This window comes from Streptomyces sp. NPDC033174, from assembly GCF_055577795.1.
The window spans coordinates 349174-371959 of the sequence record NZ_JBVIPQ010000001.1; the positions used below are offsets into that span (position 1 = coordinate 349174).

Consider the following 22786-nt stretch of genomic DNA (forward strand, 5'->3'; position numbering starts at 1 on the left):
GCCCGTGGAACGGGCCGAGGAGGGCCGTGTGACGACCTATGACGATCGAGCGAGCCTCACAGATCTGACCACCACAGCGGAGCGTGTCCGCATGTCGGTGGAGAGCGTGATCGAGGGCAAGCCGGAGGTCGTACGCACGGCTCTGACCGTGCTGCTCGCCGAGGGACATCTCCTGCTCGAGGATGTCCCCGGCGTGGGCAAGACCATGCTGGCCAAGGCCCTCGCGCGCTCCATCGACTGCTCGGTGCGGCGCATCCAGTTCACGCCCGACCTGCTGCCGTCGGACATCACCGGTGTCTCGATCTACGACCAGCAGCGGCGGGACTTCGAGTTCAAGCCCGGCGCGATCTTCGCCCAGATCGTGATCGGCGACGAGATCAACCGCGCCTCGCCCAAGACGCAGTCGGCGCTGCTGGAGTCGATGGAGGAGCGTCAGGTCACCATCGACGGGCAGACCTACGAGCTGCCCACGCCGTTCATGGTGGTGGCCACCCAGAACCCGGTGGAGATGGAGGGCACCTACCCGCTGCCCGAGGCGCAGCGTGACCGGTTCATGGCCCGGGTGTCCATTGGCTATCCGAGCGCCGAGGCCGAGCTGCAGATGCTGGACGTGCACGGCGCGGTGTCCCCGCTCGACGACCTCCAGCCGGTGGCGCACGCCCACGACATCCTCAAGCTCATCGACGCGGTGCGCTCGGTCCATGTGGCCGACTCGGTCAGGAGGTACGCGGTGGACGTGGTCGCCGCGACCCGGACCCATCCCGACCTGAGACTCGGGGCGTCCCCGCGCGCCACCCTGCATCTGCTGCGTGCCGCGAAGGCGACGGCCGCGCTGAGCGGGCGGGAGTACGCGCTTCCCGACGACATCCAGGCCCTGGCCGTGCCGGTGCTCGCGCACCGGCTGATGCCCACCGCCCAGGCCCAGCTGAACCGGCGCACGGCGGAGCAGGTCGTCCTCGACATCCTCCAGCGCACCCCCGTGCCCGCCGCATCACCGCCCGCGACGCCCGCGGGCCCGCTCTTCGGCCAGCAGCACCCCGGCGTACGGCGGCTGTGATGGCGGCCGACGGGGCCGAGGCCCCGGACGGCGAGGGCAGGGGCAAGGGCGGTCTGCGGGCCGCTCTCGGTGGTCTGACGACCCGCGGCCGGTCCTTCCTCGCCGCCGGGATCGCGGCGGCGATCTGTGCCTATGTCCTGGGCCAGGGCGATCTGCTGCGGGTGGGGCTGCTGCTCGCGGTGCTGCCACTGGTGTGTGTGGCCGTGCTGTACCGCACCCGCTACCGGGTGGCGAGCAGCCGGCGGCTGGCTCCGCAGCGCGTACCGGCGGGCTCCGAGGCCCGGGTGCATCTGCGGATGGACAACGTCTCGCGGCTCCCCACGGGTCTGCTGATGCTCCAGGACCATGTGCCCTACGTCCTGGGGCCGCGGCCCCGGTTCGTCCTGGACCGGGTGGAGGCGGGCGGCCGGCGCGAGGTGTCCTACCGGGTCCGCTCCGACCTGCGCGGCCGGTATCCGCTCGGCCCGCTGCAGCTGCGGCTGAGCGACCCGTTCGGAATGTGCGAACTGACCCGCGCCTTCAGCTCGTACGACACCCTCACCGTCATCCCCCGGACCGAACCGCTGCCGCCGGTGCGGCTCGCGGGCGAGGCCGCCGGGTACGGCGACGGACGGCAGCGCTCGCTGGCGCTGGCCGGTGACGACGACGTCATCCCCCGTACGTACCGCCACGGCGACGACCTGCGCCGCGTCCACTGGCGCTCCACCGCCCGCTACGGCGAACTGATGGTGCGCCGCGAGGAGCAGCCGCAGCGCGCCCGGTGCACGGTGCTGCTGGACACCCGCCGGATCGCCTACCAGGGCGCGGGGCCGGACTCCGCGTTCGAGTGGGCGGTGTCGGGCGCGGCGTCCGCGCTGGTGCACATGCTGGAGCGGGGCTTCGCGGTGCGTCTGGTGACGGACACGGGCAGCGCGGTGCCCGGCGACGGCTCCGACGGTTTCGCCGGCTCGAACCAGCAGTCCGCCGACGCGGCGGGCCTGCTGATGGACACCCTCGCGGTCGTCGACCACTCCGAGGGGGGCGGGCTCTCCCGCGCCTACGACGTGCTCCGCGGCGGCAACGAGGGTCTGCTGGTCGCCTTCTTCGGCGATCTGGACGAGGAGCAGGCGGCAGTGGCCGCGCGGATGCGGTGGCGCAGTGGCGCGGCCGTCGCCTTCCTCCTGGACAGCGGGACCTGGCTGACCGGCGGCGCGGTGTCCGGTGCGGTCACCGAGCGGCTGCGGCAGCTGCGCGAGGCCGGGTGGACGGCGATGGCCGTGCCGCCCGGGACGCCGCTCGCCGACCTTTGGCGTGGTGCGGGCCGGGAGGGCACCGACGCCGGTGCTCCGGCCGGTGGCACGACGGAACTCTCTGGGGGATGGTCATGAGCGGTCGCGGGAGGCTGACGCTCTGCGCCTTCGCCGCCACGCTGATGGCGGCGGGCGCGCTGCTGCCGCTGGTCGACGAAGCGGCCTGGATCGTCCAGGCGGCGTTCCTGCTGGCGGTCCAGAGCGGCGTGGGCGCGGTGACGCGGCGGGTGCCGCTGGCCCGGGCCCTGACGGTCACGCTCCAGGCGGTCCTCTCGCTGCTGCTGCTCACGGTGTTCTTCGCCCGTGAGCAGGCGGTGCTCGGTGTACTGCCCGGTCCCGGGGTCTTCCAGCAGTTCGGTGTCCTGCTGAGCGCGGGCGCGGACGATGTCGGGCAGTACGCGATCCCCGCGCCCGCCACTGACGGCATCCTGCTGATGGTCGTCGGTGGTGTGGTGGTGATCGGCCTCGCGGTGGACGCCCTGGCGGTGACCTTCCGCAGCGCCGCGCCGGCCGGGCTGCCGCTGCTCGCCCTGTACTCGGTGGCCGCCGGCCTCGCGGGCGGCGGTGCGAGCTGGTTCTGGTTCCTGCTGGCCGCCACCGGCTATCTGCTGCTTCTCCTGGCCGAGAGCCGCGACCGGCTCTCGCAGTGGGGGCGGGTCTTCGGTGGCGCGCCCCGGTCCGCCGGAGCCTCGGGCGGCTTCGACATGACGAGCGGCCCGGCCCTGGCCCCCGTGCGTACCGGGCGCCGTATCGGCGTCCTCGCGCTCGGCATCGCCCTGGTCGTACCGGCGGCGCTGCCCGCGCTGAGCGGCGGGCTCCTCGGCGGTTCGGGCAAGGGGAGCGGCTCCGGAAGTGGCGGCATGATCTCCGCCGTCAACCCGCTGGTGTCCCTGCAGGACAGCCTCAACCAGGCGGAGCAGACCGAGTGGCTGCGGTACCGGACCAACGCCGGTGACACCTCGGACCTGTATCTGCGGCTCGTCGCTCTGGACCAGTTCGACGGCACGTCCTGGAAGTCGTCGGTCCGCCCCATCCAGGACGTACCGAAGCGGTTTCCCCGGCCGGACGGTCTGGGCGGCTCCATCGGCACGACCGAGATCAGGACGAACATCTCGGCGGCGCGCGCCTATGAGCAGAAGTGGCTGCCGCTGCCCTACCCGGCGATGTCGGTGACGATCGGCGGACGCTGGCGCTACGAGCCGGCGGGCCGGATGCTCGTCGGTGACGACGGTCAGAGCACCAAGGGCGCGCAGTACCAGGTCACCAGCCTGCGGGTGAACCCGACGGCCGAGCAGCTGGCCACGGCGTCTCCCGCGCCGGGCGCGCTGCTGCGCGAGTACACCAAGGTGCCCGACTCGCTGCCCGCGGACGTGAAGTCAAAGGCGCTCCAGGTGACCAAGGGGGCGGCCAACGACTACGAGCGTGCGGTGAAGCTCCAGGACTGGTTCGCGGTCGACGGCGGGTTCAGCTACGACACCGAGGTGGCGTCGGGCACGGGGGTCCAGGCGATCTCCCGGTTCCTGAAGCAGAAGGAGGGCTTCTGCATCCACTTCTCCTTCTCGATGGCCGCGATGGCCCGGACGCTGGGGATACCGGCCCGGGTCGCGGTGGGCTTCACACCGGGCAGCCCGGTGGCCGACGGAGCCATGTCGGTGACGAACCGGGACGCGCACGCCTGGCCCGAGCTGTACTTCGAGGGCGTCGGCTGGACCCGGTTCGAGCCGACGCCGACGCGGGGCACCGTGCCCCAGTACACGCGGGAGCAGACGCCGGAGGCCGGGGCCACCGGCCCGGCCCTCCCCCAGTCGAGCGCCTCGGCCGCACCGTCCGGCGCGCCGTCGTCGTCGGAGAGCTGCCCGGCGCAGCTGCGCCGTATCGGGGAGTGCGGTGGACCGACCCCGCAGGGCGCCCTGCCGTCGGACGACGCCGGAACTCCGGCGGGGACGATCGTCCTGGTGACGCTCGGGGTGGCTCTGGTGCTGCTGGTGCCCCTGCTGCCCATGCTCTGGCGCAGGGCGGTACGGGCCCGGCGCCTCGGCTCCACGGGCCGGACGGCGGCGGACGGCGTGGCCCGGACGCTGGCGGCCTGGCAGGAGATCATCGACATCGCCTGGGACCACGGCGTCGCGCCCGACGAATCGCAGACCCCGCGCAGGACGGCCGCGCGCATCGTGCGGCTCGGCCGGCTCGAGGGGGACCCGGCCAATGCCGTGCACCGGGTGGCCAGGGCGGTGGAGCAGGTGCTGTACGCGCCGGAGCCCCGTCCGGGGACCGGTCTGGCCGAGGAAGTCGCCCTCGTGGCGGCGGGGCTGGACGCCGTGGCGGGCCGTGCGGGCCGGCTGCGGGCACTGCTCGCTCCGCGCTCATCCGTCCGGGTGGTCTGGGCCGTCTCCGAGCGCTGGACGGCGCTGTGGGAAAGCTGGGCGGCGAGGCGCCGCCGGGCGGCCGACAGGCTGAGAGGCCTTGTGCGCCGCCCGTCGCGGCAGCAGGGCTGAGACGGGCGACGGGCCGGAAGGCCCGATACGACGGAAAGGGTGAGGGGCGACCGCTTCGCGGTCGCCCCTCACCCTTTCCACAAGCTTGTCCGACCCGGTTCAGTGGCCGCCCTGCTCATCGCGGCGACGCTGCCACCGCTCCTCGATCCGATGCATCATCGAGCGGCGCTGCCTGGCCTGCCGGCCCGCCGGACCTCCGGCGGCCTGCTGTTCACCCGGCTTGGGTGCCTTGCGCCATCCGGTGACTGCCAGGACCGCGCAGCCGAGCATGACGAGGAAACCGACCACGCTGATCCAGATCTGCTGGGCGACCATTCCGGCCATGAGGAGCGCGATACCCACCAAGAAGCCGGCGACCGCCTGGTAGACCCGTCGCCGGGTGTACGTACGCAGCCCGCTTCCCTCGAGCGCTGTCGCGAACTTGGGATCTTCGGCGTACAGCGCTCGCTCCATCTGCTCGAGCATTCGCTGCTCGTGCTCCGAGAGCGGCACGGAGTCCTCCTAGTCGTCGGTCGCGGGGGCGACCGGGATGCGGCCCTTTCAGGATAGGCAGGGAATCGCCCCCGTGAAACCCGCCCTCTATGCCAATCGCCAGTCCGGGCCGCCATGCCGGTACGGCTGTTGAGGCCTAGATTCCCCGACGGCCGACCCGTCATGCCGGATGGTGTCCCCCGATCATACGGGGCCGAGCCCGCGATCGGGGGGTGTGTGGCGTACTCCTTCTGCCGCTGCGCCGCTGATCAGCCCGGTACGGCGGCTTCAGACGCGCTTCTCGCCCAGGACGTGCAGCTGGGTGGCGACCGCGTGGAACGCGGGCAGCTCGGCCGCCGCGGCCTCCAGCTTGAGGAGGGCCTCGATCGCTCCCGGCTCGGTGTCCACCAGGACACCGGGGACCAGGTCCGCGAAGACCCGGACACCGTGGACGGAACCGACCTCGAGACCGGCCGCGTCGGCCAGTTCGGTCAGCTGCTCGGCGGTGAAGCGGCGCGGGACCGGGTCGCCGGCGCCCCAGCGGCCCGCCGGGTCGGTCAGCGCCTGGCGGGCCTCGGTGAAGTGCCCGGCCAGCGCCCTGGCCAGGACGGCTCCGCCGAGCCCGGCGGCGAGCAGGCTGAGCGCGCCGGCGGGCCTGAGGGCCTCCACCGCGTTGCGTACGCCCTCGGCGGGGTCCTCGACGTACTCCAGGACGCCGTGGCAGAGCACCGCGTCGAATCCGCCGCGCTCGACCACGTCGAAGAGGCCGTGGATGTCTCCCTGCACTCCGCTGACCCGGTCGGCGAGCCCCGCCTCGGCGGCGCGCCGCTCCAGCGCGAAGAGCGCGTTGGGGCTGGGGTCCACCACGGTGACACGGTGACCGAGGCGGGCCACGGGCACCGCGAACTTCCCCGAACCGCCGCCGGTGTCGAGGACGTCGAGGCTGTCCTTCCCGGTGGCCTTGGCCCGGTTCTCAAGGGCGTCCTGGAGGACGTCCCAGACCACGGCGGTACGCAGGGAGGCGCGCGAAGGGCGCGCTGTGGTCTCCCGACCGAAGGCGGGGGAAGGGTCCGACACGGCAGTTGACTCCTCGGCGACGGGTGCGAACGCTCCCCACCCTATGGCCTTGGGCGCCGTGAGCCGTCACCCTGCGGCTTCCCCCGTTTCCGGCCCCTCCGTCCGGGGCTGGGGCAGCACCGGCTGGAGTACCAGGAGCCGTTCGACCAGGCGCAGGAACATGGCGGCGTCGCGCACCAGGTCGTCCGCGTCACGGGCGGTGGCGGCGCCGCGTATCCCCGCTTCGGCGCGCGCCCTGCGCTCGGCGCCGGAGGCGAACAGCGCACTCCACTCGGCGAGCTCGGGCGCTGTCTCGGGGAGCACGTCCCAGGCGCTCCTTATGCGCTGGCGTTTGCGCTCGCTGGTCTCGGGGCGGCCGCGGGCGGCGAGCACGGCGGCGGCGGTGCGCAGGGCGGCGAGATGGGCGGTCGCGTACCGCTCGTTGGGCACCTGAAGGGTGGCCGCCTCTTCCAGGCCGTCGCGGGCCTGGGCCAGCAGGGCGAGGGCGGCGGGCGGCGCCGAGGCACGCCGCAGGACGGGGTGGACATCGCTCGCGGGACCGGTCAGTGAGGGGGCAGGGCCGCCGGTGCGGCGCCGCTGGGCGGCTGCTGCGGTGGTGCCGGCCATGACGAACCTCCTGTCGTCGTGTGACGGCGCTGTGGCCGTATGTATCCATCGTGCAGGCCACCACTGACAATCCCCCGGGCCTGGCCTCTGACCTGCGGTTTTTGCATCGATCACGAGGACGCGATAGTTTTTGCACTGACCGGTCAGTTCAAAAGGGGAGGGTGTGTGGAGACCACCGCACAAGCCCGCGGCGCCGCTGTCATCGCCGAGGGCTTCGGGCTCAAGGGGCCGCGCGGCTGGGTGTTCCGTGACGTGACCTTCAGGGCCGAACCCGGCTCGCTGGTCGCGATCGAGGGCGCGTCCGGCTCGGGCCGTACCTGCCTTCTGCTCGCGCTCACCGGCCGTATGCGCCCCGCGGAGGGCCACGCCGAGATCGGCGGATTCCGGCTGCCCCGCAAGATGGCCGCCGTACGCCGGATCAGCGCGCTCGGCCCGGTCACCGGCGTGAGCGAACTCGACCCGTCGCTCACCGTGGCGGAACACCTGCGCGAGCGCGCGCTTCTGCAGCGCCGGTACGACGGGCCCCCGCTGGCGCTGCTGCGCCCGCCGGGTGAACGCGCCGCCGCCACCCGGGGCCGCATCGAGGCGGCGCTCGAGGCCGCCGGACTGGACCCGGCCGCCCTGCCCAAGGCCGACCGGACCTCCGTACGGGACCTGGAGCGCCTCGAGGCACTGCGGCTCTCCGTGGCCCTCGCGCTCATCGGCGGCCCCCGACTGCTCGCCGTGGACGACGCGGACCTCAAGCTCTCGGACACGGACCGCGCCGAGGCCTGGGCGCTGCTCCGGTCGGTGGCGGACAGCGGCACGACCGTGCTCGCCGTGTGCAGCGAGGCGCCGGAGGACGCGCTGCGGATCACGACCGCGGGCGGCGCCGAGCGGACCCCGGACACCGAGCCCGGCGCCGACGCCGAGCGGACCCGCACCGAGGCCGACGCCGGGCCAGCAACGGACGCCGAGCCCGACACCGAGCCGGACGCCCGCACCGAGGGCGGTACGGACGCGGACAAGACGAGCGCCGCCGAGGCCGGCGCCGACACCAAGAACACCGACACCGAGGAGGGGGCAGCCGATGCGATCGCCGAAACTGGCCGCGCTTGAGCTGAAGCGGTTCGGCAGGGGCAAGCTCCCGCGCGCCGCACTCGTCGCCATCTTGCTGCTGCCGCTGCTGTACGGCGCGCTCTACCTCTGGTCCTTCTGGGACCCGTACAGCCGGCTCGACCGGATACCCGTCGCGCTCGTCAACGAGGACAAGGGCGCCACCGCCGGGGGCAAGAAGCTCACCGCGGGCGACGACATCACCAAGCGCCTGCGCGACAGCAAGGTCTTCGAATGGCACGAGGTGGGCGACGCCGAGGCGCGTCAGGGCGTGGAGGACGGCACGTACTACCTGTCGCTCACCATGCCAGCCGACTTCAGCGCGCGGATCGCGTCCAGCTCGGGCGACTCCCCCGAGACCGGCGCCCTCAAGGTCCGGACGAACGACGCCAACAACTACATCGTCGGCACGATCTCGCGGACCGTGTTCGCCGAAGTGCGGACCGCCGCCTCCACCAAGACGTCCCGGTCCTTCCTCGACAAGATCTTCATCTCCTTCTCCGACATCCATGACGCCACGGAGAAGGCCGCCAACGGCGCCGACCAGCTCAAGGACGGGATCGGCAAGGCCAAGAAGGGGTCCAAGGACCTCGCCGACGGGCTCGGGAAGGCCAAGAAGGGCAGCGGTGACCTCGCCACCGGCCTGAAGAAGCTCGACAAGGGCGCGGGCGACGTCGAGAACGGCACCCGCCGGGTCGCCGACGGCACCCAGGTGCTCGCCGACAAGGTCAACGGGGTGGCGGGCGACGTCCGTCCGTACCTCAAGGACAACGGCAAGAAGATCGGTGACAGCGCCCGGCTGGTCTCCGACCTGTCGGCGGCGATGCGCCACAACCTGGAGCTCATCGTGAAGACGGGCCCCGCCGCCCGTACCGGCGCCCACAAGGCGGCCGAGAAGCTCGACAAGCTGTACGAGAAGCGCTGTGTGAACAACCCCGCGCCCGACCCCGAGTTCTGCTCGGCGACGAAGCAGGCCAAGGTCGCGGCCGCCGACGTGGCGAAGATCGCGGACGATCTGAACGAACTGTCCAAGGACAGCAAGGGCGACCTCAAGAAGCTCGACAAGGAACTCGCCGACCTCCAGAAGAAGGCCGACGCGCTCGCCAAGCGCGCCCCCCATCTGGACGAGGACCTCGAGTACGCGGTCGGCAAGATCAACGAGCTGAACAAGGGCGCCCACAAGGTCGCCACCGGGGCCGACCAGCTCCACACCGGTCTGACCAGCGCCAAGAAGGGGTCCGTCGACCTCGACAACGGCGTCGGCAAGCTGCGGAAGGGCGCCGGTGACCTCGACGGAGGTCTGTTCAAGCTCGCCGACGGGTCCACCCAGTTGGCCACCGGCCTCAACGACGGCGTCGACAAGATCCCCGACTACGACCAGGACGCCCGCGACCGCCGCACCGAAGTGATGGCGGACCCCGTCAAGCTCGCCTCGCAGTCACTGCACAAGGCGCCCAACTACGGCACCGGCTTCGCCCCGTACTTCATCCCGCTCTCCCTGTGGGTGGGCGCCATGGTGGCGTACATGCTGATCCAGCCGCTCAACCGCAGGGCGCTCGCCGCCGGTGCCTCCGCCTGGCGGATCGCGCTGGCGGGCTGGCTGCCGGTTGCCGCGATCGGACTCGTCCAGGTCGCCGCCCTGATGGCCGTACTGCACTGGGGCCTGGGTCTGCAAATGGTCCGCGCCGCCGGCACCGTCGGCTTCCTGGCTCTGGTGACCTGCTGCTTCGCCGCGATCATCCAGTGGCTCAACGCCCGCTTCGGCGCGGCCGGCCGGATCCTGGTGCTCGCCTTCCTGATGCTGCAGCTGACCTCGGCCGGGGGCACGTACCCCGTCCAGACCAGTCCGGAGTTCTTCAACGCGATCCACCCCTATCTGCCCATGAGTTACGTCGTCGAGGCCCTGCGCCGGCTGATCTCCGGCGGCGGCATCGGGCCGGTCTGGCAGGCGTGCGCGGTCCTGGCCGCGTTCACCGTCGGCGCTCTCGCGCTGACCGCCGTCTCGGCCCGCCGCAAGCAGGTGTGGACCCTCGACCGTCTGCATCCGGATCTGAGCCTGTGAGAATCGGAGGGTGACGAGCATGGACAGCAGCAGCACCAGACGCCGGGCCACCCGCGCCAAGCTCTACGAAGCCGCCGTGACCCTCATCGCCGAGCAGGGTTTCTCGGCGACGACGGTCGACGAGATCGCCGAGCGGGCCGGGGTGGCCAAGGGCACGGTCTACTACAACTTCAAGAGCAAGACCGAACTGTTCGAGGAGCTGCTGCGGCACGGCGTGGGCCTGCTCACCGCCTCCCTGCGCTCCGCGGCCGACGAGACCGCGGAGCGCGGCGGGACCCGGGTCGAGGCGCTGGACGCGATGATCCGGGCCGGCCTGGTCTTCATCGACCGCTACCCGGCCTTCACCCAGCTCTACGTGGCCGAACTGTGGCGCACCAACCGCGCCTGGCAGTCGACGCTGCTCGTGGTCCGTCAGGAGGCGGTCGCTGTGGTCGAGACAGTGCTGCGGGAGGGTGTCGCGAACGGCGAGCTGAGCGAAGAGATCGACATCCCACTGACAGCGGCGGCGCTGGTGGGCATGGTGCTGGTGGCCGCGCTGGACTGGCAGGCCTTCCAGCGGGAGCGGTCGATAGACGATGTGCACTCGGCGCTGTCGCGGCTGCTGCACGGGCGCGTGAGCGGGCGCTAACGGCGCTCGCTCCGGGAAGTCCGCGAAACGAGAACCGCGGTACGAATCCGAGTACGAAGTCGCGGCACCAAGCCGCGGTAATAGACGGCGCCGGAGCGCGAAAGAGCCGGTCCGGTGAGGCTCGATCCCCCCGAGCCTCACCGGACCGGCTTTCTTTCGTCCCCCGTGGCACCCCCGTGCCCCCGTGCCCCCGTGCCGGCTGGTCCACCGCGCCGTTCCGCAGCCCCGTGCCGGCGGTACCGGCGCGGTGTCCCTTCCGTGGTCTCCACTCTGTCGTCCACACGGGTGAAGGCCATCCGCGCAGCTACTCATCCGGGCCCCTGAGTACGGATACTCACGTCTCCGCACCAAGACCCATACGCGCGGCGCCCGCGCTGGCTACGATCGCGTCCGTGTCCGTACTCCCCCTGGTCTTCACCAGCGGCTGGGCAAGCGGGATCAACGCCTATGCGGTGGTCCTGCTGTTCGGCGTCTTCGGCGCGACCGGGCTCACCGACGAGGTGCCCGAGTCGCTGCAGCGCACCGATGTCCTGATCGCGGCCGGGGTGCTCTTCCTGTGCGAGGCGGTGGCGGACAAGATCCCGTACGTGGACTCCGTCTGGGACTCCGTCCACACGGTCGTCCGGCCGGTGTCGGGCGCGGTGGTCGGGGCGCTGCTGGCGGGTCAGAGCGGATCCCTGCCGGAGCTCGCGGCGGGTGCGGTCGGCGGCTCGACGGCTCTCGTGAGCCATCTGGTCAAGGCGGGCAGCCGGATAGCGATCAACACCTCGCCCGAGCCGTTCAGCAATATCGCCATGAGCACGGTGGAGGACCTGGGCGTCGCCGCGCTCATCACCTTCGCCGTCTTCCATCCGCTCCCGGCCGCGATCATCGCGGGCACGCTGCTGGTGCTGGGGCTGGTGACCCTGGTCTTCCTGGCTTCGCGGATCCGCCGGTTCCTGCGGCGCAGAGCCCAGCGCCGCGAGGCGAAACGGCCGGCGGTGGCGGGCCGGCACGGACCACCCTTCTGAGGGTGTCAGTGGGGGCGGATAAAGTCCCTGACATGGCACGGATTGCGGTGATCGGCGCCGGGATGGGCGCGTTGGCGGCGGCTGCCCGGCTGGCCGTGGCAGGCCACCGGGTGACGGTGTACGAACGCGCGGAGACGTACGGCGGCTCGCTCGGCCGGTTCGAGCGCGACGGGTTCGCGTTCGACACCGGTCCCGGTCTGCTGCACCTCCCGGCCGTCTACCGCGACCTGTTCGTCAAGACCGGCAAGGAACCGCTGGAGCGCAGCGTGGAGCTGGTCCAGGTTGATCCGGCGAGCCGTCATGTCTTCGGCGACGGCACGGAGGTGTCGCTGCCGAACGCGTCGCGGGCCGGTGTCGTCGCCGCCCTCGACGCGGCGCTGGGGGGCGGCGCGGGCGAGCGCTGGGGCGAGTTCCTGGGCCGGGCCCGGGAGGCGTGGGACCGCACGCGGCGCCCGCTGCTCGAAGAGCCTCAGCCGGCCGATCCCTCGCCGCTCGGGCGCGAGCCGTACCCGGCACTGAAGGCGGGGCTGTTGCGCCGTTCCGCCTCGACGCTCGCCGATGTCGGCAGGCGCGAACTGCGTGATCCCCGGCTGGCCGCCCTCCTGGACGGATACGCGCTGGCGTACGGCTTCGACCCGGCGACCGTCCCGGCCTCCGCCGCCGTCCTGCCGTACATGGAGCAGACCTTCGGCTCCTGGTACGTGCGCGGCGGGATGCGGGCGCTGGCGGACGCCGTGTACGAGCGGTGCCGGGCCCGGAAGGTCGAGTTCGTCTTCGGCTCCGAGGTGACCGGTGTGCCGGAGAAGGACGGCCGCGCGGCAGGTGTGGAGGTGAACGGCGGAGCACTGATCGAGGCGGACCATGTGGTCGCGGGCGCGCCGGTGCCCGCCCTCTACCGCGACCGTGTCCTCCCCACCGGGAGCGAGGGCGTCCGGGAACGCGGGCGGCCCGGCGGGCGGACCGGGCGGGTCACTCTCCTGCTGGCGCTCAGCGGCGCGCGGCCGGCCGGCACGGCCCACCGCACGGTGGTCCATTCCGCCGACCGCGCCGGGGAACTGGCCGCGCTCGCCGGGGGCGTGCTCTGCGAACGGCCGACCGTGGTGGTGCTGCGCCCCGACGACGAGCGGCTGCGTCCCGACGACCGACACGAGGCGGTGACGGTCACGGCGACCGTGGCGACGGCGGCGGCCGGTGAGGGGATGGAGGCGTTCGCCGACCGGATGGTGGAGGCCGCGTCGCGCGCCGTCCCCGGGCTGCGGGACCGGCTGCTGTGGCGGGAGATACGGACCCCCCAGGACACCCTCCGCGAGACGGGGGCGGCCGAGGTCCCCGGTCCGGCGCTGGCGGGCGCCGGTGGTGCGCTGCTGCCCGCCGCGAATGTCTCCCCGCTGCCGGGCCTGTATTTCGCGGGCGGCTGGGCGCATCCGGGCGGCGGGCTGGCGCACAGCGGGATGTCGGGTGCGCTGGTCTCCGGGCTGATCGTCGAGGGCGCGGACTTCCGCGGCTCGCAGTAGCCCCTCCCCCAGCCCCCGGGCCCTCTCGGTAGCGCCCGGGACCGGGGCGACCGGGGCCGTCAGTACCGGTACTGCTGCTGGTCGCCGAGGCCGGGGTCGTAGCCGTAGGGCGAGGGCTGTTCCTGGGGCATGGGCGGCGCGGCCTGCTGCTCGCCGTCGCGCTGCTGGGGCACCCACACCCCGCCGGGCGGTGTCTCGTAGGCGTAGGACGCGCCGTACGGATCGGCGTAACCCGCGTACTGCTGCTGCCCGGTGCCGTAGTCGTACGAGGTGTACTGCGCGCTGTCCGGGGTGGGGCCGATGTACGGGTCGGAGTAGGCGGCGTACTGCGGCCCGCCGGTCCCGTAGTCGTAGGCGGCGGCGTACGCGTCCTGCCCGGCGGGCTGTTCATAGCCGGGCAGGTAGCTGTCGTACGAGCCCTGGCCGTCCGCCGAAACCCGCCCGTCCTGGTCCTGGCCCTGCTGCCGGTAGGCGGAGTCGTCGTAGACGCCGTACTGCCCTGTGTCGTCGGGCAGCGGCTGCGGCTCGTAGATCGCGGTGGTCTCCGCGGGGGACGACTCCGGCTCCACGGGCTCGTAGGAGAGGTCGGTGACCTCGAGGCTCGGACCGGCCGCCTTGGCCGGGGCGCCGGATCGGCGCCGGCGGCTGGCTCCGGGGCTGCCGCCGAGCGCCCAGCCGGTGGAGAAGCCGCGCCTGAAGGAGAGCGTGACGTACGTCTGGCCGACCGCGAAGGCGATCGCCCCCACGACGATCACCAGGACGGATGGCAGGAGGACGCCGAGGACGACCCCCAGGAATCCCGTGAAGGCGAGCAACCGCCAGCGCAGACGTGCCTTGTACTGCAGCAGCACCTCACCGAGCAGCCACAGCGCGACGATTCCGAACGCGATGTAGAGGACCGTCCAGCCCATGCCCGCCCCTCCCCAACGGCCGTCCGGCCCGGGTGGGGGCGGGTACGACCGGTCACGACTGCTTGTGCAGTCCGAGATTCTCGTAGATCTCGAGCGTCGCCGTGGAGTTGTTGAGCGTGATGAAGTGCAGACCGGGGACACCCTCGGACAGCAGCCGTGCGCAGAACTCCGTCGCGAACTCGATGCCAATGGAGCGTACAGCGGCGGGATCGTCCTCGACGGCGAGGATGCGGTCTTTCAGCTCGGCGGGGAAGGAGGCGTTGCTCAGCTCCCGGAATCGCTCCAGCTGCTTCACGCTGGTCACGGGCATGATCTCGGGGATGATCGGGGTCTCGCAGCCGGCCTCGGTGACGCTGTCACGCAACCGCAGATAGTCCTCGGGGCGGAAGAACATCTGCGTGATCGCGTAGTCGGCGCCCGCGCGACACTTGTCCACGAAGTGCTTGACGTCCGAGTCCCAGTCGCTGGAACGCGGGTGCATCTCGGGGAAGGCCGCGACGCCGACACAGAAGTCGCCGGACTCCTTGATCAGCTGGACGAGCTCGGCGGCGTAGGTGACGCCCTCCGGGTGCTTGATCCAGTCGCCCATCGGGTCGCCGGGCGGGTCGCCGCGGACGGCAAGGATGTTCCGGATCCCGGCGTCCGCGTACTGGCCGATCATGTTGCGCAGTTCGGCGATGGAGTGATTGACGGCGGTGAGGTGGGCGACCGGGGTGAGGGTGGTGTCGGCGGCGATCTGCTCGGTCGCCTTCACCGTGCCGGCGCGGGTCGAGCCGCCCGCTCCATAGGTCACGGAGACGAAGCTCGGGGCCACGGCCTCGACCCGGCGCAACGCGTTCCAGAGGTTCCGCTCACCCTTCTCGGTCTTGGGCGCCCAGAACTCGAAGGAGTACGACGTTTTGCCGGTCGCGAGCAGGTCGCGCACGGTGCGTGCGCGATCCGTCCTGGTCGAAGCTGTGCCAAGGGCCATACCCGCAGGTTAGCCAGGGTGTGCCCGTCACCCAACCGGAGCAGGGCGATTTGACCCGATTCGCCGGTTTGCCGTCCACAGTGCGGACACTTTCCTGGACAGCTACCCCCGAAAAGGACCTGATCCGTCCACGATGTGGACGGCGGTCAGGCCGAGCGTTCGCGGATCCGCTTGGCCAGCAGGGCCGTCGCCGCCGCCGGATCGTCGGCCTCGGTGATGGCCCGCACGACGACGATCCTGCGGGCGCCGGCGTCCAGCACCTCGTCGAGATTGCCCGCGTCGATGCCGCCGATCGCGAACCAGGGCCGGTCCTGGTCCAGGGAGGCGGTGTAGCGCACGAGATCCAGGCCGGGCGCGTACCTGCCGGGCTTGGTCGGGGTGGGCCAGCAGGGGCCCGTGCAGAAGTAGTCCACGCCCGGCTCGGCGACCGCCGCGTCCACCTCCGCCTCGGCGTGGGTCGAGCGGCCCATCAGCACCTCTTCACCGAGGATCGCGCGCGCGGCCGGGACGGGCAGATCGCCCTGGCCCAGGTGCAGGACGCCGGAGCCGATCGCATGGGCCACGTCCGCCCGGTCGTTCACGGCGAGCAGCGTGCCGTGCCGGCGGCAGGCGTCGGCGAACACGGCGAGGTGCTCGAGCTCCTCACCGGCCTCCATGCCCTTGTCACGCAGCTGGACTATGTCCACGCCGGAGGAGAGGACGGCATCGAGGAACTCGGGGAGGTCCCCCTGCCGCTTGCGGGCGTCCGTGCACAGATAGAGCCGGGCGTCGGACAGCAGCGCGCGAGGCGTGGGCATGAGGTGTTCCCCCCGTGTGGTGCGGTGGTGCGCGGAGCGGGTTTCCCCGGCCCGCACACCACCTGTGTCGGTGTCATGCGGAACGCCGGCGTGATGCCGGCCCGGCATCGGTGCCTCCGGGCCGGCGCCTCATCAGCGCGTCGTCAGACGGCGAGCGCCTGGGCGCGGCGCTTCACCTCCGTGCCGCGATTCTCGCTGAGCGCCTGCGCGGGGGTGCCCGGCAGGGTCGGATCGGGAGTGAAGAGCCACTCCAGCATCTCTTCGTCGGTGAAGCCGTCGTCCTTCAGGAGCGTGAGGGTCCCGCTGAGACCCTTCACGACCTTGCCGTCCTTGATGAAGGCGGCAGGCACCTGGAGCGCCCTGTTCTCACCGCGGCGCACGGCGATCAGCTGGCCCTCCTTGACCAGCTGCCGCACGCGCGTCACCTCGACATCGAGGAGTTCCGCGATGTCGGGGAGGTAGAGCCAGGCGGGGACGAGAGCATCGGTCTTTGCGTCAATCTCGGTCACGGGACAAGCGTGCCATCCCGGACTGACAGTGGGTAGTCGGGCCCCACTTCAGGAGCCTGGGTGGGTGACGGGACACCGCCGTTGCGGCGACGCCGTCCTCCCGGTGCCGAGAAGAAGCGGGCCGTCTCGGCACCGGCCGCGTCCCGGGAGGCCCCTCAGACCGCCGCGGACTTGAGGGCCACGGCCGGGTCGGCGGCCAGCGCCGGATCCAGCCGCGCGCCCGCCTCGATGAGCTTGCGGCCCTGGGTCAGGTCACGCGGCCTGCCGACGGCGAGCAGCGCCACCAGCGCACCCTCCCGCAGCCAGACCACCGCCCAGGAGGGGGCGGCCGGGTCGCCGCGCCACACCAGGGTGTCGGCGGCCGGGTGGTGCCCGGCGTACTGCACGAAGCGGCCGAACTGCTCGGACCAGAAGTACGGAACGGGGTCGTAGAGCTGCGGGGGCTGCGGGGTCCGGGCCGTCTCGCCGAGAATGCCGGCCGCGACCACCCGCGGGCCCTGCAGGGCGTTGTCCCAGTGGTGCACCAGCAGCCGCTCGCCGTAGCGGGCGGACGGGAAGGAAGCGCAGTCGCCGACCGCGTACACCCCGGGGACCGAGGTGCGCAGCCGGTTGTCGGCGGTGATGGAGCCGTCCGGGCCTGTTTCCACACCGGACCCGGCCAGCCAGCCGGTGGCGGGCCGTGCGCCGATGCCGACGACCACGGCGCCGGCCGGGAGGAGCCGGCCGTCCTCGAGGGCGACCTCGCCGGGTTCGACGCGGGAGACCCGCGCGCGGGTGAGGAGTTCGGCGCCGCTCTCTCCGTACCAGTCGGCCATCGGGGCGGCGACCTCCGCGGGCAGCGCACCCGCGAGCGGCCGCTCGGCGGCTTCGACGACGGTGACGGCGCAGCCCGCGTCCCGTGCCGCGGTGGCGAACTCGGCGCCGATCCAGCCCGCGCCGACGACCACGATGTCGTGCTGCCGCTCGAGGACCGGCCGCAGCCGCTCGGCGTCGTCGAGGGTGCGCAGCAGATGGACTCCGGGGACGCCCTCGGACCCGGGCAGGGTGATGGGCTCGGCGCCGGTCGCGACGACCAGCATGTCGTACGGGACGGGTCCGGCCTCGGTGTCCACCTCGCGCGCGGCCGGGCGCAGCCCGGTGACTTCGAGGCCGAGGCGCAGCTCCACCCCGAGGGCCTCGAAGTCGACGTCGAAGGCGGACCCCTCGGCCTTGCCGAGCAGGACCGCCTTGGACAGGGGCGGCCTGTCGTAGGGCTGGTGCGGCTCCGCGCCGATGAGGGTGATCGCGCCGGTGAAGCCCTGTTCGCGCAGGGCGACGGCGGTCTGGACGCCGGCCATGCCGGCGCCGACGATGACGACGCGCGGCCCGGGTGCGGCCTGTCCCTGGCCGGGTGTCCGGTGCTGCGCCTGATTCTGCGTCTGCTCGCTCACCCGATCACCTTACGCACCTGACGGAACGTCAGGAAGGTAGCTGCTCCACCACGCTGGTGCCGGTGCCCTCCTGGGACTCCCACTCCCAGGTCTCGTCCAGCCGGACGCGTCCGTCCGCGAGCTCCGACACCACGGAGACGCAATGCCCGGAAGAAGTGGATCCGTCCTGCTTCAACTGGACGTACCGGAAGTCCAGCCGGTCCCCCGCGCGGGTGCCCACGAGATGGCCCCGGACCACGTCCCCTCCGGCGTACTCGGCCCAGATCCGGCCGTCCTGTTCGTGGTACGTGAACCGGGTCCGCGTCCCCACCTGACCGGGGGCCTGGTCGGCGACCGGGGCGAGAACGAGTCCGTCGAGCGAGCGGGCCACAGTGAAGGCTCCCTTACAGCGCGTTGGAGGAGGAGGTTAGTCTGACCGACGAAGAGCACTCGCGGGAGCCCGGACGTACCGGGCTGAGAGGGAGGCTGGCCGGCCTCCGACCGTACGAACCTGATCCGGGTCATGCCGGCGAAGGGAGGGGCTGGACGCCCATGCATCCACGTACGAGCCCATCCGCCACGGGAACCGACGTTCTCGTCGTCGGGGGCGGAATCATCGGTCTGGTCACGGCCTGGCGCGCGGCGCGGCGGGGGCTGGGCACGGCCCTGGCCGACCCGGAGCCCGGCGGCGGCGCCGCCCAGGTCGCGGCGGGCATGCTCGCCGCCGTCACCGAGCTCCACTACGGCGAGGAAACCCTGCTCGGCCTCAATCTCGCCTCCGCGCGCCGCTACCCCGACTTCGTGGCCGAACTCGAAGAGGCCACCGGTCATGACACGGGCTACCGCGCGTGCGGCACCCTCGCCGTCGCCCTGGACTCCGACGACCGGGCCCATCTGCGCGAGTTGCACGCGCTGCAACGGCGCTCCGGTCTGGAGTCGCAGTGGCTCACCGGCCGGGAGTGCCGCCGTCTGGAGCCGATGCTGGCCCCCGGTGTGCGCGGCGGCCTGCGGGTCGACGGGGACCACCAGATCGATCCCCGGCGGCTCGCGGCGGCCCTGGTGACCGCGTGCGAGCGGGCCGGGGTCGTCTTCCACCGCGCCTGGGCGGACCGGCTCTCGGTGGTACGGGACCGGGCCGCCGGTGCCGTCCTCGCCGACGGCACGGAACTCGCCGCCGACCAGGTCGTCCTCGCCGGGGGCAGCCTGAGCGGACGGTTCGCGGGAGTGCCGGCCGACGTCCTGCCGCCGGTCCGGCCGGTCAAGGGACAGGTACTGCGGCTCACCGTTCCCCCCGCCTACGCGCCGTTCCTCTCCCGGACCGTCCGGGCCGTCGTCCGGGGCAGCCATGTCTATCTGGTGCCGCGCGAGAACGGCGAGCTGGTCGTCGGCGCGACGAGCGAGGAGCTCGGCTGGGACACCACGGTCACGGCCGGCGGCGTGTACGAGCTGCTGCGCGACGCGCACGAGCTGGTGCCGGGCATCACGGAACTGCCGCTGACCGAGACCCGGGCGGGTCTCCGTCCGGGATCCCCGGACAACGCGCCCCTGCTCGGCCCCACCGCCCTGCCGGGCCTGCTGCTGGCCACCGGGCACTACCGCAACGGGGTCCTGCTGACGCCCGTCACCGGTGACGTCATGGCCGAGCTGCTGGTCACGGGCGTGCTGCCGGACGAGGCGAGCGCCTTCACCCCGCACCGATTCGCCCGCGTACCCCAGGAGCAGCCCGCATGAGCGAGCCCGTGAACGCGTCCACGACCGTGCGCGTATCCGTGAACGGCGAAGCACGTGAACTGTCCGGGCCGACCACCCTCGACACCCTCGTCGCGACCCTCACCACCGCGCCGTCCGGCGTCGCCGCCGCCGTCAACGAGACGGTCGTCCCGCGCGGCCAGTGGTCCGGCACCGTGGTGGGCGAGGGCGACCGGGTCGAGGTCCTCACCGCGGTCCAGGGAGGCTGAACCATGGCCGACGATCTGTTCACCCTCGGCGACACCACCTTCTCGTCCCGGCTGATCATGGGGACCGGCGGGGCGCCGAGCCTCGACGTACTGGAACGGTCCCTGGTCGCGAGCGGCACCGAGCTCACCACCGTCGCGATGCGCCGGCTCGACCCGACGGTCCAGGGCTCGGTGCTGTCCGTCCTCACCGGGCTCGGCATCCGGGTCCTGCCGAACACCGCGGGCTGTTTCACCGCGGGCGAGGCCGTCCTGACCGCGCGGCTGGCCCGCGAGGCCCTCGGCACGGACTGGATCAAGCTGGAGGTGGTCGCCGACGAGCGGACCCTCCTGCCGGATCCGATCGAACTGCTCGACGCGGCGGAGACCCTGGTGGACGACGGTTTCACCGTCCTGCCGTACACCAACGACGACCCGGTCCTGGCGCGGAAGCTGGAGGACGTGGGCTGCGCCGCGATCATGCCGCTGGGTTCGCCTATCGGCTCCGGCCTGGGCATCCGCAACCCGCACAATTTCCAGCTCATCGTGGAGCACGCGCGCGTGCCGGTGATCCTGGACGCGGGCGCCGGGACGGCCTCTGACGCGGCGCTCGCGATGGAGCTGGGCTGCGCGGCGGTGATGCTCGCGTCGGCGGTGACGCGGGCGCAGGAGCCGGTCCTGATGGCGGAGGCGATGCGGCACGCCGTGGAGGCCGGCCGGCTGGCGCACCGGGCGGGCCGGATCCCGCGCCGCCACTTCGCGGAGGCCTCGTCCCCGGTCGAGGGCCGGGCGGCCCTGGACCCGGAGCGCCCGGCGTTCTGACCCCGCGGGCGGGGGCCCGCCGCACCCGCCGACTGTCACAGCTCGGCTGCGGTACGGCCCCCGTTTCCGCCGGGGCGTCCGGGGTGTCGGCGGCGGCTCGTAAACTCACCTCCGTGGACACGACCCTTCAGGACCCCCTCGTCGGGCAGCTGCTCGACGGCCGCTATCGCGTCGACGCGCGTATCGCCGTCGGCGGTATGGCCACGGTCTACCGGGCCGTGGACACCCGGCTCGACCGGGTCCTCGCCCTCAAGGTGATGCACCCGGCGCTCGCCACCGACGCGTCCTTCGTCGAGCGGTTCATCCGCGAGGCGAAGTCCGTCGCGCGGCTCTCGCACCCCAATGTCGTCGGCGTCTTCGACCAGGGCGCCGACGGTGCGTATGTGTACCTCGCCATGGAGTACGTGGCCGGGTGCACCCTGCGCGACGTCCTGCGCGAGCGGGGCGCCCTGCAGCCCAGGGCGGCGCTGGACATTCTGGAGCCGGTGCTCGCCGCGCTCGGGGCGGCGCACCGCGCCGGGTTCGTCCACCGCGACATGAAGCCGGAGAACGTGCTGATCGGGGACGACGGCCGCGTGAAGGTCGCCGACTTCGGTCTCGTACGGGCCGTGGGCTCCGTGACCAGCTCGACCGGCGCTCTGCTGGGCACCGTCTCCTACCTCGCCCCCGAGCAGATCGAGAACGGCACCGCGGACACCCGCGTCGACGTGTACGCCTCCGGCGTGGTGCTGTACGAGATGCTGACGGGCGCCAAGCCGCATGCCGGCGAGACCCCGGCACAGGTTCTCTACCAGCACCTCAACGCCGATGTGCCCGCCCCGTCGGCCGCCGTCCCCGGCCTCGCCGTCGAGCTCGACGAACTGGTGGCGAGCGCCACGGCACGCAATCCGGAGATCCGGCCGCACGACGCCGTGGCGCTCCTGGCCCAGGCGCGGGAGGCCCGTGCCGCGCTCGGGGACGAGCAGCTGGACCTGACGCCGCCGCGGGCCCGGGCCGGGTCCGCGACCGGGGCCGTGCCCGGAGGCACGTCCGGGGCCGCGTCCCAAGCCGCCTCCGACCGGGCGCCCTCGGCCGTGACGGCGTCCGAGCTGCGGGACAGCGATCCCGAGGATCGGACGAGTGTGAGTCCCCGGGTCCTGCCCGCCGGGCAGGGCCAGGACGGCGTGCACCACACCGCCCGGCTCGTGATGCCTCCGCCGGAGCCGCCGCGCCCGCGCACCCGGCGCGCGCTCGCCGCGCCCCGACGCGGCGTTCTCGCCGTGATCTCCGCCGTGCTGCTGGTCCTCGGCGTCGGCTCCGGCGTCTGGTACATCAACTCCGGCCAGTTCACCCGGGTCCCGGCGGTGCTCGGGCAGACGGAGGCCAAGGCCACCGCGCGCCTCACCGCCGCCGGCCTCGACGTGGCCGGGGTCGAGCGCGCGTTCAGCGAGACGTACACCCGCGGCACCGTCATGGGCACCGACCCGGCCCCCGGCTCCCGTATCCGGGGCAACGGCTCGGTGAGGCTCACGCTCTCCCGCGGCCCGCACATCGTGAAGGTTCCCGACCTCAAGGGCACCCCCCTCGACGAGGCCAGGCGCGAACTGGCCAGGGCCGGGCTCGCCCCGGGCGTCGTCACCACCGCGTTCAGCGTGGACATCCCGCGGAACGCCGTGATCAGCACGGATCCGAAGCCCGGCACCGAGCGCAGCCCCGACTCCGCGGTCGCCCTGGTCGTCAGCAAGGGCGCGCCCGTCGACGTCCCGGACGTGACCGGGGACTCCGTCGCCGAGGCCACGAGCACGCTTCAGGAGCTCGGCCTGACCGTGAAGGTGGCCGCCGGGCAGGTCCACTCCCCCCAGGACGCGGGCACGGTCGCCAACCAGTCCCTGGCCGACGGCAGCCGGGCCGCCAAGGGCGACACGATCACCCTGACCGTCTCCAAGGGCCCTCGGATGGTCGAGGTCCCCGATGTGACCGGCCAGAAGGTGGACGAGGCCACGGCCGCGCTCAAGGCCAAGGGCTTCGAGGTGAAGGTCGAGAAGAGCTTCCCGTTCCTCGGCGACACCGTGTCGAGCCAGTCGGTGGACGGCGGCGGCGAGGCCCCCGAGGGCAGCACGATCACCATCGAGACCAAGGGACTCTGAGAAC

General features: G+C 72.6%; 21 protein-coding genes and 1 riboswitch. Of the genes, 12 read left to right on the forward strand and 9 right to left on the reverse strand.

Going from position 1 to position 22786, the window contains the following annotated elements:
• Positions 1–28: 28 nt before the first annotated feature.
• From ACZ5VC_RS01630 to ACZ5VC_RS01640, 3 genes are read left to right on the forward strand one after another with little or no spacing between them, the layout of a single operon-like run.
• On the forward strand, positions 29–1057 hold the full coding sequence (locus tag ACZ5VC_RS01630) for an AAA family ATPase (RefSeq protein WP_469118123.1): 1029 nt from the start codon (positions 29–31) through the stop codon (positions 1055–1057).
• Positions 1057–2424, forward strand: a complete 1368-nt coding sequence (locus ACZ5VC_RS01635; RefSeq protein WP_469118124.1) for a DUF58 domain-containing protein — start codon at positions 1057–1059, stop codon at positions 2422–2424. The genes ACZ5VC_RS01630 and ACZ5VC_RS01635 overlap by 1 nt, the downstream gene beginning before the upstream one ends.
• A complete protein-coding gene (locus ACZ5VC_RS01640; protein WP_469118125.1) occupies positions 2421–4841 on the forward strand; it encodes a transglutaminase TgpA family protein in 2421 nt (806 codons plus the stop codon). Before ACZ5VC_RS01635 ends, ACZ5VC_RS01640 begins: the two co-directional genes overlap by 4 nt.
• A 99-nt stretch (positions 4842–4940) precedes the next feature.
• On the opposite strand, the gene ACZ5VC_RS01645 is transcribed toward ACZ5VC_RS01640, so the two are convergent.
• The 3 genes from ACZ5VC_RS01645 to ACZ5VC_RS01655 all read right to left on the reverse strand — a co-directional run bounded on the left by ACZ5VC_RS01645 (position 4941) and on the right by ACZ5VC_RS01655 (position 6995).
• Positions 4941–5333, reverse strand: coding sequence for a DUF3040 domain-containing protein (locus ACZ5VC_RS01645; protein ID WP_468704945.1), 393 nt, complete (start codon positions 5331–5333; stop codon positions 4941–4943).
• Positions 5334–5600: 267 nt separating this feature from the next.
• Positions 5601–6389, reverse strand: coding sequence for a methyltransferase domain-containing protein (locus tag ACZ5VC_RS01650; RefSeq protein ID WP_469118126.1), 789 nt, complete (start codon positions 6387–6389; stop codon positions 5601–5603).
• Between the two features lie 66 nt (positions 6390–6455).
• Positions 6456–6995 carry an SAV_6107 family HEPN domain-containing protein gene (locus ACZ5VC_RS01655; RefSeq protein ID WP_469118127.1) on the reverse strand — a complete coding sequence of 180 codons (540 nt, stop codon included), beginning with the start codon at positions 6993–6995 and terminating at the stop codon, positions 6456–6458.
• 165 nt (positions 6996–7160) lie between these two features.
• Here ACZ5VC_RS01655 and ACZ5VC_RS01660 point away from each other — a divergent pair, with 165 nt between their 5' ends.
• From ACZ5VC_RS01660 to ACZ5VC_RS01680, 5 genes are all read left to right on the forward strand, one after another.
• Positions 7161–8093 carry an ABC transporter ATP-binding protein gene (locus tag ACZ5VC_RS01660; protein ID WP_469118128.1) on the forward strand — a complete coding sequence of 311 codons (933 nt, stop codon included), beginning with the start codon at positions 7161–7163 and terminating at the stop codon, positions 8091–8093.
• A complete protein-coding gene (locus ACZ5VC_RS01665; protein WP_469118129.1) occupies positions 8065–10152 on the forward strand; it encodes a YhgE/Pip family protein in 2088 nt (695 codons plus the stop codon). The genes ACZ5VC_RS01660 and ACZ5VC_RS01665 overlap by 29 nt, the downstream gene beginning before the upstream one ends.
• A 19-nt stretch (positions 10153–10171) precedes the next feature.
• Positions 10172–10780 (forward strand): TetR/AcrR family transcriptional regulator, encoded by a 609-nt coding sequence (locus ACZ5VC_RS01670; protein ID WP_469118130.1) that lies wholly within the window; start codon positions 10172–10174, stop codon positions 10778–10780.
• A gap of 392 nt (positions 10781–11172) precedes the next feature.
• Positions 11173–11790 (forward strand): DUF4126 domain-containing protein, encoded by a 618-nt coding sequence (locus tag ACZ5VC_RS01675; protein ID WP_469118131.1) that lies wholly within the window; start codon positions 11173–11175, stop codon positions 11788–11790.
• Positions 11791–11822: 32 nt separating this feature from the next.
• The gene (locus ACZ5VC_RS01680; protein ID WP_469118132.1) at positions 11823–13304 is read left to right on the forward strand and encodes a phytoene desaturase family protein; all 1482 of its coding nucleotides are present in this window, start codon (positions 11823–11825) and stop codon (positions 13302–13304) included.
• Positions 13305–13363: 59 nt separating this feature from the next.
• Here ACZ5VC_RS01680 and ACZ5VC_RS01685 read toward each other — a convergent pair whose 3' ends face one another.
• From ACZ5VC_RS01685 to ACZ5VC_RS01710, 6 genes are all read right to left on the reverse strand, one after another.
• A complete protein-coding gene (locus ACZ5VC_RS01685) occupies positions 13364–14215 on the reverse strand; it encodes a hypothetical protein (protein WP_469118133.1) in 852 nt (283 codons plus the stop codon).
• 52 nt (positions 14216–14267) lie between these two features.
• Complete coding sequence (metF, locus tag ACZ5VC_RS01690) at positions 14268–15185, reverse strand: methylenetetrahydrofolate reductase [NAD(P)H] (protein ID WP_469118134.1); 918 nt, start codon at positions 15183–15185, stop codon at positions 14268–14270.
• A 146-nt stretch (positions 15186–15331) separates the two neighbouring features.
• The gene (gene thiE, locus ACZ5VC_RS01695; RefSeq protein WP_469118135.1) at positions 15332–15982 is read right to left on the reverse strand and encodes a thiamine phosphate synthase; all 651 of its coding nucleotides are present in this window, start codon (positions 15980–15982) and stop codon (positions 15332–15334) included.
• 143 nt (positions 15983–16125) lie between these two features.
• Positions 16126–16491 carry an Rv2175c family DNA-binding protein gene (locus ACZ5VC_RS01700; RefSeq protein ID WP_468704966.1) on the reverse strand — a complete coding sequence of 122 codons (366 nt, stop codon included), beginning with the start codon at positions 16489–16491 and terminating at the stop codon, positions 16126–16128.
• A 155-nt stretch (positions 16492–16646) separates the two neighbouring features.
• Entirely contained in the window at positions 16647–17921 is a 1275-nt protein-coding gene (locus ACZ5VC_RS01705; RefSeq protein ID WP_469118136.1) for an NAD(P)/FAD-dependent oxidoreductase, read from the reverse strand.
• Between the two features lie 28 nt (positions 17922–17949).
• Positions 17950–18291: an avidin-fold protein gene (locus ACZ5VC_RS01710; RefSeq protein WP_469118137.1), complete on the reverse strand. Its 342-nt coding sequence runs from the start codon at positions 18289–18291 to the stop codon at positions 17950–17952.
• 51 nt (positions 18292–18342) lie between these two features.
• Positions 18343–18455: riboswitch (TPP riboswitch) on the forward strand.
• Between ACZ5VC_RS01710 and thiO the strand changes: the two genes are divergently transcribed.
• From thiO to pknB, 4 genes are all read left to right on the forward strand, one after another.
• Positions 18453–19631, forward strand: coding sequence for a glycine oxidase ThiO (gene thiO / locus ACZ5VC_RS01715; protein WP_469118138.1), 1179 nt, complete (start codon positions 18453–18455; stop codon positions 19629–19631). It overlaps the preceding riboswitch by 3 nt.
• Complete coding sequence (gene thiS / locus ACZ5VC_RS01720) at positions 19628–19858, forward strand: sulfur carrier protein ThiS (RefSeq protein ID WP_469118139.1); 231 nt, start codon at positions 19628–19630, stop codon at positions 19856–19858. Before thiO ends, thiS begins: the two co-directional genes overlap by 4 nt.
• A gap of 3 nt (positions 19859–19861) precedes the next feature.
• On the forward strand, positions 19862–20656 hold the full coding sequence (locus ACZ5VC_RS01725; protein WP_469118140.1) for a thiazole synthase: 795 nt from the start codon (positions 19862–19864) through the stop codon (positions 20654–20656).
• A 113-nt stretch (positions 20657–20769) separates the two neighbouring features.
• Positions 20770–22782 (forward strand): Stk1 family PASTA domain-containing Ser/Thr kinase, encoded by a 2013-nt coding sequence (pknB, locus tag ACZ5VC_RS01730; protein ID WP_469118141.1) that lies wholly within the window; start codon positions 20770–20772, stop codon positions 22780–22782.
• Positions 22783–22786: the final 4 nt, after the last annotated feature.

What these genes read in the sequence shown, in the direction of transcription:
- ACZ5VC_RS01685 (WP_469118133.1), bottom strand. Translation starts at nt 14,215, where the DNA reads ATGGGCTGGACGGTCCTCTACATCGCGTTCGGAATCGTCGCGCTGTGG.
- ACZ5VC_RS01725 (WP_469118140.1), top strand. Translation starts at nt 19,862, where the DNA reads ATGGCCGACGATCTGTTCACCCTCGGCGACACCACCTTCTCGTCCCGG.
- ACZ5VC_RS01640 (WP_469118125.1), top strand. Translation starts at nt 2,421, where the DNA reads ATGAGCGGTCGCGGGAGGCTGACGCTCTGCGCCTTCGCCGCCACGCTG.
- ACZ5VC_RS01670 (WP_469118130.1), top strand. Translation starts at nt 10,172, where the DNA reads ATGGACAGCAGCAGCACCAGACGCCGGGCCACCCGCGCCAAGCTCTAC.
- ACZ5VC_RS01680 (WP_469118132.1), top strand. Translation starts at nt 11,823, where the DNA reads ATGGCACGGATTGCGGTGATCGGCGCCGGGATGGGCGCGTTGGCGGCG.
- thiS (WP_469118139.1), top strand. Translation starts at nt 19,628, where the DNA reads ATGAGCGAGCCCGTGAACGCGTCCACGACCGTGCGCGTATCCGTGAAC.
- ACZ5VC_RS01665 (WP_469118129.1), top strand. Translation starts at nt 8,065, where the DNA reads ATGCGATCGCCGAAACTGGCCGCGCTTGAGCTGAAGCGGTTCGGCAGG.
- thiE (WP_469118135.1), bottom strand. Translation starts at nt 15,982, where the DNA reads ATGCCCACGCCTCGCGCGCTGCTGTCCGACGCCCGGCTCTATCTGTGC.
- metF (WP_469118134.1), bottom strand. Translation starts at nt 15,185, where the DNA reads ATGGCCCTTGGCACAGCTTCGACCAGGACGGATCGCGCACGCACCGTG.
- thiO (WP_469118138.1), top strand. Translation starts at nt 18,453, where the DNA reads ATGCATCCACGTACGAGCCCATCCGCCACGGGAACCGACGTTCTCGTC.
- ACZ5VC_RS01635 (WP_469118124.1), top strand. Translation starts at nt 1,057, where the DNA reads ATGGCGGCCGACGGGGCCGAGGCCCCGGACGGCGAGGGCAGGGGCAAG.
- ACZ5VC_RS01655 (WP_469118127.1), bottom strand. Translation starts at nt 6,995, where the DNA reads ATGGCCGGCACCACCGCAGCAGCCGCCCAGCGGCGCCGCACCGGCGGC.